This is a genomic window from Bradyrhizobium sp. B117 (genome assembly GCF_038969555.1).
Lineage (GTDB): Bacteria > Pseudomonadota > Alphaproteobacteria > Rhizobiales > Xanthobacteraceae > Bradyrhizobium.
The window spans coordinates 8140978-8152709 of sequence record NZ_CP152414.1 but is presented as its reverse complement, the minus strand read 5'-3'; the positions used below and the strand labels follow the sequence as shown (position 1 = coordinate 8152709).

At 58.4% G+C, this 11732-nt stretch carries 7 protein-coding genes; 2 read left to right on the top strand and 5 right to left on the bottom strand.

The features are described from left to right. Positions 1-4 precede the first annotated feature (4 nt). The gene (locus tag AAFG16_RS39305) at positions 5-682 is read left to right on the top strand and encodes a 2OG-Fe(II) oxygenase (protein WP_342734046.1); all 678 of its coding nucleotides are present in this window, start codon (positions 5-7) and stop codon (positions 680-682) included. A gap of 760 nt (positions 683-1442) precedes the next feature. Here the strand turns inward: AAFG16_RS39305 and AAFG16_RS39300 are convergent. From AAFG16_RS39300 to trpD, 5 genes are all read right to left on the bottom strand, one after another. Next, the gene (locus AAFG16_RS39300) at positions 1443-2759 is read right to left on the bottom strand and encodes a peptide ligase PGM1-related protein (RefSeq protein WP_342734044.1); all 1317 of its coding nucleotides are present in this window, start codon (positions 2757-2759) and stop codon (positions 1443-1445) included. Positions 2760-3157: 398 nt separating this feature from the next. After that, a complete protein-coding gene (locus AAFG16_RS39295) occupies positions 3158-3421 on the bottom strand; it encodes a hypothetical protein (protein ID WP_271608542.1) in 264 nt (87 codons plus the stop codon). A 964-nt stretch (positions 3422-4385) separates the two neighbouring features. Beyond that, positions 4386-5543, bottom strand: a complete 1158-nt coding sequence (locus AAFG16_RS39290; protein ID WP_342734042.1) for a M20 family metallopeptidase — start codon at positions 5541-5543, stop codon at positions 4386-4388. A gap of 425 nt (positions 5544-5968) precedes the next feature. Beyond that, the gene (locus tag AAFG16_RS39285; RefSeq protein ID WP_271608539.1) at positions 5969-6493 is read right to left on the bottom strand and encodes a flavin reductase family protein; all 525 of its coding nucleotides are present in this window, start codon (positions 6491-6493) and stop codon (positions 5969-5971) included. Between the two features lie 882 nt (positions 6494-7375). Continuing rightward, positions 7376-8389 carry an anthranilate phosphoribosyltransferase gene (trpD, locus tag AAFG16_RS39280; protein WP_342734040.1) on the bottom strand — a complete coding sequence of 338 codons (1014 nt, stop codon included), beginning with the start codon at positions 8387-8389 and terminating at the stop codon, positions 7376-7378. A gap of 522 nt (positions 8390-8911) precedes the next feature. On the opposite strand from trpD, the gene AAFG16_RS39275 reads away from it, so the two are divergent. Beyond that, positions 8912-9136 (top strand): hypothetical protein, encoded by a 225-nt coding sequence (locus AAFG16_RS39275; RefSeq protein ID WP_271608537.1) that lies wholly within the window; start codon positions 8912-8914, stop codon positions 9134-9136. Positions 9137-11732: the final 2596 nt, after the last annotated feature.

Genomic DNA, 11732 nt, shown 5'->3' with positions numbered 1-11732 from the left:
TCGAATGGCGCGCGCAATGAATCATAAATCTCGTCTTCTTTCAGAAGAAGCTTTGACAAAATACCGCATAGAACTGCTGGTAAAGGGGACGGTCGTGATCGGCCCCCAGATATTGTTCACCGAAGATGACTTGTCCAAAATCGATCAGCTGCAGGCTGAGATTTCCGAAGAAGAAGTGAGGCAGGGAGATGCCGGCGACTCGCACAATGTTTTCGTCAAACGCGTGAGGGTAGACCCGCCCGGCCGCGCTCCTAGCGACGTGAGCGGTGCAGCTCCACGGCAGATCATGGAACTACTTGAAAGGAAAGACCGCAGCTTCGCGGTAAGAAAGATCTTGGGGGCCACGTCGGATCACGTGATTCGCAGATGCCAAATGCATCGGATGCCTCCTGGTTCGTTTGTTGGCATTCATCTGGATTCTGCGAGCGATCCGGATTTCGAGTACGCGGTCATCGTGCAGCTGGCGAGGGACTTCGAGGGCGGGGAGTTCGTGGTATATCCAAGCGGGTACGAACACCAGGTATTCCGACCGCCATTTGGCGCTGTGCTTGTCACCACATGTAAGCTCCGGCACGAGGTGAAGCCTGTGCTGTCCGGCGAGCGCCGATCGCTCGTCTACTTCTGTTCAAAACGCAGCGGCGCGAACCGCCGGATCGTCGAAAGTTCTACCGCTGGCACATGAGGTGGGGTGGCTGAGATCGCTTTCGAATGAATTTGGTAAGGGGGGAGCTCTCAGGAGAGGGTAGTAGCTTGGCATCTTGTGCTCAGACTGGCTCTGGCAAAAGCTGCCGGGGCGATGAGCATGTGGAACAAGAGTTGCTTCGAAATGAACCGGATCTCGCCGCCCGGATCCGATTCGTTCAACCTGCGCAAGCCCAGCTGCTGCGCTTGATCCCGAGCCACCGCGACCGCGTACAAGCCTCCAGCAGATCGTCAATGATCAGGATGGTAACGATACCGCCGATTTCCTGTTCGTACCTGTGAACGATGCGGGCGTTACTGGTGCCGGCGCCCACTGGTCGCTTCTGTTGGTTGAGGCGCGTGCCTACCGCCCCGGTTGCCTATCACTATGACTCCGCCCAGTCTGCCAACAGTACCGTTTGCAGAACAGCTCGCAGCACGTCTCGGCTTCCGCCTGCAACCGGCCCGCTGGCCCGGCAGCAGAACGGCCTGGATAGGGTACCTAGGTGGTAGACGCGACGCCAGCGCTGATTGGACGATTGGCGCAAGGCGAGAGGCCAGTCCATGAGCCGCTGCACCTCGAGGACCTCATCACCGATCGGCACTTCAGTAGCGACTTAAGGGTGATCCCGATTAGGGCTGACAGAGCTCGAGTTAGACGAGGCAAACATTCACGTCCCGTCGTCAGGTATCTCGCGCGATCGAAAGCAGGGACAAGTGCAGATGATGAGCGGTTGAAGATATGGTCGCTGGGATCTCAATCAAACCATTCGCAGTAGGTGGTACTGCAGATCGCGGGCCGCTGCCCTATCGCGCGCAATCACAAGGCACTCCACGGTGCCAGCCTCTGGGTCGGCAGCAAGCGGGATCACGCCCTCCTTGCGTGTGCGGTCGAACAGAAAGCCTTCCTTGACCAAACGATCATGCGCTATTTGTAGGGATCCTGATCGAACATCCCTTACGGATAAAAGAACGTTGCAACCGGAATAGTCGAAGCCCAGCAGCCGGACGGCAATGGTGTGTAACACCGAGCCGCCACCCCAACGGCCGTTCGCTTCGTTAAACAGCAGCCGTCCGTCATCCGCGAAAATGGCGTCAATGTTGATCATTCCGCGATATCCCAGGTTTCGCGCAAGCGCCACAAATCGGTAGGCATGCGCCTGGGCAGTCAACCATTGCTCGTTCCTCAGGTCGCTTGGAAGCTCAAGTCCTGTCCAGATCAGAGCTCTATCGGATCGGTCGGCGCTTTTACGCAGACGTATGTTTCCACTGCTCATGAAAACGATTGAACCATCATCCTCGATTTCATACTCGAGATAGAACAAAGACGCAGCCAGGTGGTACGACTCCACGACCAGCGTCTTACATGATGCCGTTGTCATCTCGGACCAAAGCGCGTCAGGATCAAACGAGGGCCATGGAATTCGCCGGGTATCTCTTGCCCCAGGTAGTGGATCGCTTTCATTGCCGGTCAGGATGACATTTCCGACTCCGCCGGCTCCATTGTCCAGCTTTACAATGACGCTGCCGGTCTCGGTTCTAAGTGAAGTGACCGCTCTGAATAGCTCGTTTGAGTCTGTCGTGACAGATCCATTCGGCAGTGGAAGTGCGACGCTTGTCGCCAATTGACGGAAGTGGCTCTTGCGGTTCAACAGATCAGGCCCCCGCTGCAGAGCGAAGTCGTCGCCTGTCTGCGGTATGCCCAGCATGGCCGCCAGGCGTGCGACGCCTTCAGTAGAGTAGCAGGGATACAATCGCCAGGTTGATTTCTGACGAATATGTCTGTTGATTCGCTCAACAACAGTCTTGGACAGGAGTGTGCAATCATCAAGCACCGGCGATTGGTTGCCGCCTTGAGGTACAAGCAGACAGAGACTCGATGCGTCGAAATTAAGCGTCGCGCCAATGAAGGATAGCAGATCTGCGGGGATGACTACCGGGGAGACTATCAGGTCACCCTCATGAGCAAACCACGCTGAACGGTATGCCGAATTGGCGGCCAGCGAAAGTTGAGCTCGTGTCAGATCGGAGCCCGACATTTGAGCCGTACCGGCATTCATGATCAGGATCCGCGGCATCCGCGACCTCCGGGCATTTGGGCGCGATCAGACAGGAATCGTGATGCCAACAATGGTGAACCTGCTGCGCCGTGTTGAGCCCTGAGCGAAGCTTCATTTGGCGCCGTCCTGCTCCGAGAGAGGCTAGGTCGGTGAGCGCGAGCGATATGGTCAGTCTGTCGGCCGAGGCCGACGTAGCTGAGAGGCTGCCCTTCGAAATGGATCGCAGTTTCGCCAGCTTTTTGGTCGGTCAGGCTGCGGAGATTCAACTCGATATTCAAGCGCCTCACGCCCGCATAGTACGCTTGCAGCGAGTGGCTTCCGCCGCAACCCGGAATTGCTTGGCGAGTCTCCGATGACATGATTCGGTTGGCCTTTATACAGGCTATGATCAGACGGCCTTGGAGGGATTATGGTTCTCATGGGTTGCGAACAATGGATATTGCTTGAGGGATCTCGGCCGATTGATCACTCTCTCTGTTCTGCTGGGCGACGGTCGTGTGCATCTGTCCGTAGTGATAAAAACACCACGAAGATAGTTTCTTGCCGCGTCTTTGATATACAGGCTCGCCGCACATATAGGCCTCTCTGGCATCTCCATCTTTGAAGCCCATGATGCAACGGCATTGGCCTTCAATATGGTCAATCAACAGGACCTTCTTGAGGCCGTCGGGCTCTTTCAACTTGCTGCTCCATAATGCCAAGCAATATTTTGCGGTGCCGCGCGGGCCAAGCGGAGCGACAATTGCAGCTCAGGCTCCTTGAAAACCTGCGCAGGCCAGCCATCTGTCGCACCTTTGCGCGATCGCCATGCCTTGCCACCACGAGAAAGCAGTGACAGAGCGGAAAGCCAGTTCGGCGAACTGATTTTGGCGCGGTGTCGCGCCAGAGGAGGGGCTTTGTTCAGCTTCGGCAAGCAGCGTCCCCAACTTAGGGGGGCGGATGGAGGTCTACGTCGCTCAACTCTGATCTCGTCGGCTCTCTGGCGCCCCGGGCCAGAACAGCCACGTAGTCTCGCTTTCGGAATGGCGAGCCTTTCCAAGCTACGCTCGAGCCATAGCGCCGCAAATAGGACTGGCTGCAGAATCCTTCCGACCGCCCCCGCCACCGGGATGAGGATCATGCTTGACCATGGGGACGAGGATCTGACCAGCTGAGACATTCGCAATCCTTCACGATTTCGGCAGCAGACCGAGACAGGTGCCCACCTCAAAACCGTACGACTTAACGTTACGTCCGATTCAAGCCCTTTTATGCACTGTGTGAACGTGGCCAAGCTCTTAAATCGGCTCGCCGGCCGGTCTGGTGTCGCACGTATTCAGCGATGCGTTTTGCGTCGAGAAAGTTCGTCTGCCTTTGAGCTCAGGGCCGCTGCCGATAAGCCCATTCTCGGAAACGTTCGCCCTTTCGCGACCAAGGGCTCGCGCCCTTTGCAGCCGATTGCCCGCCTGACCTCCGCTGCCGTCATTGGATAGCTCAGTCACTTCTATGATTTTGCAATGCCAAATCCGGCATCCGACCGATAGTTTTCGATGAGTCGGCGAGAGGGGCTGTAGGCCGTGGGGTGGGCGAGGAACGGTCCTGCGAATGTGCCGACGGCCGTCATCAAATGCACGTCGCGGTCACTGATTTCGCTGGGCATCAGGATTATCGCAGCGTCTGATACAGGCGGTACAGCAAACGCGCGCGAGGCTCAATCGACGAGATGTAGAGTTGCTCATGATGCGTATGCGCGCCCGTGCCGTCAACGCCAAGGCCATCAAGGGTCGCGGTATGCGGCGCGGTGAAATTGCTGTCGGAGCCGCCGCCGCTGAACGCGTCGAGCAGCTCGAAGCCAAGTTCGGCGGCAAGCGTTTTGGCGTGTGCGTAAAGTGCGGCGCCGGCGCTGGTCTTCTCATATGGCGGACGGTTCAATTCGCCTGATACCTTCACGCTGACGCCGTCGGAGCGCGAGGTGATGCGGAGAATCTTCGGCACCAGCTCGTCGGCATGTTCCATGGTGGGGACGCGCACGTCGACTTGCGCATAGGCCAGTTCCGCGACGACGTTGGGCCTGGTGCCGCCGCGGACGACGCCTACATTGACGGTGATACCGCGCGTGAGATCGTTCATCGCCTCCAGCGTCTGGATCACATGGGCGAGTTCCCGGATCGCGCTGCGGCCGTCCTCGGGCCGCGTACCTGCATGCGCCGGAGCGCCCTTGATGAATACGTCAAAGCGCGCAACGCCCTTGCGTCCCGTGATGACCTTGCCCCCGTCGCGAGCGGGCTCGGTCACCAGTACGTATTTGGCCTTGCGGCCCTCGGCCTCGATCAGCGCGCGCGAGGTTGGGCTGCCGATCTCTTCGTCCGAAACGTAGAGGTGCGTGATGCCGAGCGGCGGGCGTGCATCATCGGCGCAGATTTGCCGGAAGGCGTGATAGGCGAGGTAGGCACCGCCTTTCATGTCGTAGATGCCAGGGCCGAACGCACGATCGCCCTCGATCTTGAATGGTAGCCGTTCGATGGACCCCACCGGATGAACTGTGTCGAGATGGCTTAACACCAGAATGCCCGGTACGCCCTGCCCCCAAGAAGAGCGGCTGACCAAATGATCGCCGCAGCCGTCACGCCCCGCAAAGCGCTCGACACTGGCCGGCAGGTCGCGATAACCTGCTGCGACGACATCAGCGAGTTTGTTGATCTGATCCGGCCGCTCCGTCGGAGATTCGATCAGGACCCAGCGGCGAATGCCCTCGAGAATCTGGGCGATTTCGAACCCGTTGCTGGACAGAGTTGTCTGACGCCTTTGAATTCGATTTGTCATCGCATCTGCAAGATCATAATGTCCCTATGTCCTCACGTCAGAATCGAGCCGAAAGATCTAGAGAAGCGCCAACCATTGTGACCCGGGGCGTGCCTATGAACCCGATCCTGCTGCGGCAACGATGCTTACTCGCCTGTCGCTCACAACTGATCTACCAAAGCTGGTAGTTTTCGAGAGGATTATGCAGTTGTCCTGACCAGGTACCCGCACGCGTCGTGGCGCGGGAGGTCGCAGACCGGGACAAGCATAGCTCGACAGGCGAAGCGCCCGAAATCGCCGGAGCTGATGAGACCTTTCAATACGAGCCTAATCTGTGGAACCAGTCGCAGCCCAGGCAATTGTTCGATCGCTGTCGTGGAAAGCGACTAGGGAGTGAGGCCGTCGACCATCCTGCTGTCCCGACGGGGTCTGCGCAAAAACCGCACTCAGTCTAGCAGTAAAGTACGAAGTGCGCCCCGGAAGTTGATCAATGGATTTCCATCGCTTTGTCGGGTGGCGATAATTCGTCCGATAAAGACAGTGTGTGTGCCAAGCAACTTGTGGTCATACAAAACGCATTCGAGCGCGCAAAATGCGTTGGGCAATAGCGGTACATCGAGGGCGCCCTGATCCCAGGCCCCGGTATCGAAGCGGTGAACGCCTTTCGCCCCCTCCCCACCGCCAAAACGCAGCGCAAGGTCCTCCTGGTCACTGCGGAGAACACTGACTCCAAAGCTGCCGTTGGCAAGGATCTCATCATGTGCCTCGGAGCGGGCATTGATGCCAACGACCAGGCACGGCGGCTCCATGCAGATGGACGTCACAGAGCTCACCGTCAGTCCACATCGTCCGGCTGCCGTCCCGGTCGTCACGATGGCGACACCGCTCGCCAGGCTTTGCATAGCATGGCGGAACTCTGCCAATTGGATAGATGGCATATCCCGGATCGCGGGAGGGAACTGGTGGCTCATGATTAGCCTCTGCAGTTGAACCCCACTTCTAGTGTCTCCACACCCAGAGACGACTTTGATCCCCATGGGGCCTGTAATGGGGGAGCCGGTGTCGAAATTGCGTGACGAGTAGGCTCAGATTGAGACCGGGTATGACTTCGATGTCCTCTGGATTAGCTGACAGTCACAGCCGGACGGACGTGCAATATCTCGGCGGGTTACGCCGGATGGCGATCGCAGCGGCAGAACTAAGAATTGCCGTCGCCTCTGTTTCGACAGGGCGTCCATTAAACAGCAAACCGCGCTGAGCAGCCCGGCGACGCGGCGGTGCACAGGGAATCGTGGTCGCGATCCAAACAGCTGGGCTGGAATCTGGCTCGGCCCCGTGGGGAGGGAATGATGCCGATTGCGGTAACAGCGCGCCTGCCAGAGTTTCTCCGCATGTAGATGGCATCGACGCGCGCCTAATGTACTTTTAGGAGAACACGTGTTTTTGCCGCGAGAAGATGCTCATCGAGCGTCGCGTGCAGCACACCCCGCAACTCCGGTGGGATTGAGCTATCCGTATCGATCAATTCCCGAAACTTCCGTATGATGTGTTCTATCGCAGCAATAGATCCGAGCGTTTCAATCCTCTGCCGGGCCATCATCATCTCCTTAGGCGCGCAGCGCGTTTCATTGCGGGTCCTCACCTTGGCAATGTGGGCTGCAACAGGCTCTCATCGCTAAGAAGGCTAGCTCTCGCGCCCGGGCTCGGCGCGAATTGCTTTCGTCAGGACGAGCGCTGGCGGCGCAGGCTCCTTGAAATCTCGCAGACGTGACGTGCATTCGTGGCTCCAATATTGTCGCGTTCGTGAACAGCAGCACCTGGTCGCAATACTGGAACATCGGCCAGCTCGGCTGTCAGGCGTTCGAAACCGCGATCAGGCGCTTCAGTCGAGCGGCTGCGGCGCCGCGATCGAGTGATTCTTGTCCAAGTGCTACGCCTTCCTGCAGGGTCGAGGCCCGCCCAGCCACGACCAACGCCGCTGCCGCGTTCAAAAGTGCGGCGTCGCGAAATGGACCTGGTACGCCATCAAGCACATTTTGCAGCGCAACGGCATTAGTCCCCGCATCGCTGCTTTCCAGCGCGTCGTTGCGGCGGCGGGGGAGCCCGGCTTGTTCCGGCGTCACTTCGAAGGTGCGGACTATACCCGCCTCAAGCGCAGCTACAAACGTTGGGCCGGTGAGGGTTATTTCGTCGAGCCCGTCCGAGCCATGAACAACCCATACCGACTCGGCACCAAGGTTCTTCAAGACGTACGCCAGAGGCTGCACCCATTGGGCAGAAAATACCCCAACGATCTGTCGCTTGACCCCGGCCGGATTGCACAGAGCCTCGATCAGATCAAAGGTCGTATGGGTTCCAACTGCGGCCCGGATCTGCCCGATGCGCTGTATCGCCGGATAATGGGCTGACGCAAACACGAAGCCGATGTTGGCTTCCTGCACGCAACGTGCGATCGCGTCAGGCTTGAGATCAACCTTTACACCGAGGCGCGCCAACACGACTGGGGCGCTTGAACCCGAAGACGCAGCGCGGTTGGCATGCTTGACCACAGGAATGCCGGCCCCCGCGACGATGAAGGAAGCACACGTCGACACGTTGACCGAATGCATAGGGGTCTTGCTCGTGCCAGCGAGGCCGACGGGGGCGCATGTCGGCTCGACCCGCGGCATTCTATTCCGCATCGCCAAGGCGGCGCCAGTGACTTCTTCGACCGTTTCGCCCCGGACCCGCATCCCCATCAACAAGGCGCCGATTTGCGAGGGAGTCGCGTAACCCGACATCATGCTGTCGAAGGCTGATGCAGTTTCCTCACGCGTCAGAGTGGCGCCTGTGGCAACTTTGCCCATGATCGATCTAAGCACTTCCATCGAACTTTACACGTTCCTGTCCAAACCTCGAGCTCTTCCGCAAGACATCGTTGAAGAGACCCGGCACCGATTGCCTTGATGCAGTGGCCCGTCCCACGTGGCATGGCCTCATTGACGCTTGAGGCGGCAGGCGGTTGAGTGTGGGCATGCTTGGTGAGGCTACAACCTGACGCTACGTGAGGGTCAAGCTCTCCATTTCGGTGGTGCCGTCGAGAGGAGATCGTCGGTCAGCTAGAACACTGCAGTTGCTTGTCGCAGGACTGATGACGCTGTTTTTTGGCGGCAATGGCCTTTTGTCGCGGTGTTCCGGCCGGATCACCTCATCCTTCTTGTAGCCTGCCGTCGCGCGGTGGCGAACCGTTGAAGCGGCTTCATCTACCTGCTTCCAGGCTATCCGTGATGGGGAGGTCGAGCCCGATCTCAGCTGGCTCTACACAATAACCCCACCTGGTTGTAAATGAAGGTGGCCCGTTCATAGTGCGATGGACGCGTCCCGTTGATCCGCCGGCGTGAGGGCCGGTCATGTTCGGTTCTGCCTTACAGCAGAATGCGCCCTGCTGGCGCGTCGATGCGATCGGTGTTCAGGGCAGCCTCTGCGGTGGCAAGATGATTTTGGAGATCATGGAACGGCGTGATGTGCCTGCCTTGCATGATGCCGCTGTCGATCCATACGCCATGCGGATCGAGACGAAGTACTTTGCTTGGGCGGGACGTATACGCGTATCGGAGCCGCCGCGCAGGGCCTGAGCTCGATTGCATGCCCAGTTGAAACAATGTCGGACTGCGAAAGTGCAGGTCCTGGATGAACTTTTGCAAACGGGCTGCACCGAACATTCGCGCTCGAAGAGGGGGTCCGCATCAACCTCATGGTAGGATTGCAGAGCGAATTTCAAGCTTGTGCAGCGTTTCGATAACGTACGCCACCCCCTATTGGCAATCAATCGAAGGGTAACTTCTGCACTCGCCTATCTCGACAAGCGCGACTGAACCATAGCGTTGGTCAATTGTGCGCGGCCATGCTCGTCACCTGACCGCGGGTGACCATCCTGCAGGTCACGCTGGGATCACTACCCCGGATAGGCACATGAACAGGCCGCCACATTCACTTCGAGTCGCTGCTTTTCTTGCCAGTGTCTCGCACGGAGATCACGTAGCGACATCGCTGACTGAGGCTCGCTTGCTTGGATCTGAGGCAGGCAGTGATAGCGGTGCGATCTGGTATGTGGCTGCTACAAAGGCGGAACACGTCCTCCATGCAAGCCTCTTTCTCTTCTGCGGTCGGCGTTTCATCGCGCGCGTTGACCGGCCCTGGGATTACAGCTGTCATTGCGGCGACAAGAGCAATGGCGCAGCGGGAGATTGTGAGGCGCGAAGCCAACTGACTTCGTTGATTTTGAGTCATGATATCCATTCAAGTCCGGTTGGCTGCGTTACTGATCTTCCCGCGCGAAGCGCAACGTGACCTGTCAGCCAGGAAACAGGCCGGAACTGCTTAAGGAAGGTGCCGGCATGCTCGTTCTTCCGCTTTTGCGTTCGTGCGGTGCTGGTCATCCGTCCGGCACGACAGAAACAACACCTGCTGTAGTGGCGGAGCACCACGAAGAGTGGAAGTACTGGCGGCTGAGCTGGCCCAGCAAGTAATCATTCCGCAGCATCCAGTGGTTCGGTGCATGCCTGGATGTCGCGAGGCACTGTTTGGGCCTGACATGTGCTCAGGTGCTCTGGCGCAAGCTACCACCGACTGACCAATGACGCCGTAGCCGGCGCGACGCCGGGATGAAGGGCATGGCCCTATCGCGAGGCAGGGAGAGCAGGCAAAACCCGCAGGTGCGCCAAGCCACTGTTCATGATACATTCGACGGTTCAGAGTGAACCATGATGGCGCGCGCCGAGACTATGTTTGCTGTAGTCGCGCCTGTGTTCCGCGTTATGTGAAGACGTTGGGTGAGGTATCTGGGATGGAGTCTCCGTCTGGCGTTGCGCTGAGGTTGCGGTGATGGGAGCGCCCGTCGTGTAGAGCTCGAAACGCGCGATTTCGTCCAGTCGCGATAGGAGCAGCTCCGACGCAGCGCGGACAAGGATGCACCTTGAGGATCTTAGCGTCCCGATCGAGTCGCGCCAGGTGAGTTTGGATATCTGAAACATTCGCGATTCTCTTGACGTGTCTGGAACGGCCTGGATTGTCGGAGGTGGTTCCCGCTTGTCTAGGATCGTACAATCTAACGCTACGTGCGATTCAAGTCCCTTCGTGCGTCTAATCGTCTGAGGATGTCGAGGCTGTGCATTCTTCGTGCGAGCCTCGGCTGCAACGCGCACTGTGGCGCGTCAGAATAGCGGCTGTGCGTGGCGACTGCCCCTTCAGCACCCGAGGCTTCGAGCGTCGCTGTTACGTGATTATACGGAGCGCCGGTGTCGCATTTCTTTGATCTGCGAATTGCATGCTCTCGGCATGAATACGAAAAGTAAACTCTACCAACCCGAGCACTGGCGAGGCCGTGCGGAAGCAACGCGAAAGAAAGCGGAAGCGCTCGCTGACGGGAGAGCCAAAGACAGGCTGCTCAAAATCGCCGTGGAATACGACAAGCTAGCTCGGCGCGCCCACGTGTGGCAGATGCACAAAGACGAGGACGATACGTGACGCGAGGAAGAGCTGTAAAGTGTTGATCGCTATCCGACCCAATGGCCACGCAGATGTCGCGCAGCAAGGAAGTCAGTGCGTGGAAGGGACGTTGAGGGGGCACCGTAGGGCGGGGCATCCTGACGGTCCTGTCCCGCGGTCCAGATAGCGACATAAGGCGGAGCAATCCGCCTGCCCAACGCTCCTTCAGCCCTACTTCCTTAGTCAGCTTCTCGAAAGCAAATACTCATAAGAAAATGCGCAGCCTAGACCTCAATTTGCAGTCTATGCGTCGCAGTAACGCGGAAGCCCGGAGCCAATCCGCGCCAGAACGTTCAGCTGTTACAGGTCAGTATGTGGAACTTCGTTGCGGCTGCAATGGCATATCAGTTTCGCCAATTCGAGATATCTGCGTCATTGATGGTGCGTGCCTATACGGTGCGGCCGCGGATGCGAGAGGCGTCGCAAAGCGCCTAGCGCCTCTGCCATCCGCCAGCTTATTCAGAAGAACGCTGCAATGATCCAGTAGAGCCCGGCCCAAAGCAGCACATTTATGAGGAGTGCGGCCAGCGGCCAAGGGTTCCACCTCCTTTGCGCCGACCGGGAGCGACAATCGGCGCCGTAATGCCTGATCGGTGGGTGCTTTGGTGCGCGCCAATGCGTCATTTCATCAGACGTCGCGCTGGTCCGCTGAGAAATGCCGGACTTCGCATGCCTCGTACCACT